Source organism: Sphingobium phenoxybenzoativorans, assembly GCF_001757355.1.
GTDB lineage: Bacteria > Pseudomonadota > Alphaproteobacteria > Sphingomonadales > Sphingomonadaceae > Sphingobium > Sphingobium phenoxybenzoativorans.
In genome coordinates, this window is record NZ_MINO01000196.1 from 1 (window position 1) to 865 (window position 865).

The 865-nt window shown below is 67.6% G+C and carries 1 pseudogene; it reads right to left on the reverse strand.

The features are described 5' to 3' along the window. Nucleotides 1-288: 288 nt before the first annotated feature. Nucleotides 289-865: pseudogene (locus BHQ40_RS26455) on the reverse strand (hypothetical protein); the annotation flags it as partial.

The following is an 865-nucleotide window of genomic DNA, read 5'->3' on the forward strand; positions in this document are numbered from 1 at the left end:
GATGGGGTGTGGAACCGATGGGCTGTGGACAGGGGGGGTAACGGTCCGGGGCGGCGGGGGTTCCGTGGGGGCGGGGTCTTGTGCAGCTTCCTCCGTTCGGCCCTTCGACAGGCTCAGGAGAGCCTGTCGAAGCCCTGTCTTTTCTCTTAAGAAGGACAGCCTCCTTCGACTGCCTGCAAGACAGGCGCTCAGGACAGCCCTTCGACAGGCTCAGGGCGAACGGAGGGCGGGCGCAAGGGCCGCCCGGCGCAGCATGGTTCCGCCAGAACGAGAAACGCGATGCAGCCCCTATGCGGCGATGGTTTCGAACCAGGGCGTTTTCATCCACTTCGCCCGCAGCGCCTCATCCTGTTCCCGCTGCGCCGCGATCTGCGCATCCACGCCGGCCTCCAGCACGGCCATTTCCTCGTCCGTCAGCGTGCGCTCATAATCGAGATGATACCAATATTCGCCAAATTCCTCCCCGTCGAAGCCGGGCGGCGGCGGGAAACGGGTGCGCCACTCATCAGCCTTCGCGTCACGCCAGACAGGCTCGTCCCGCGGCCCGGCGCCCCGCCATATGGCCGGTTCCTTCCAGACGTCATCGTCGCATTCCAGCCCCAGCGCCGCCCGGACGGCATTGGGAAGTTGCGGAAGTTGCGGGTTGCCATCGTCATCATCTTCGTCCGTTTCCGGCTCAGCCTCCGGCTCCGGCTCCGGGGCGATCCGGACAAGGCCGGACGCCTCCGCCCGCTGCCATTGCTCGCCGGTCCAGTCCTTCCGCCGGTCGACGTCCAGGTCGGATATGTCGACCTCCGCCGCCATCGCCGCGCCGGTGCGGACGAAGCGGTCGGCGCGGGCGAGGGCGACGACGGGGGCAAGGTCC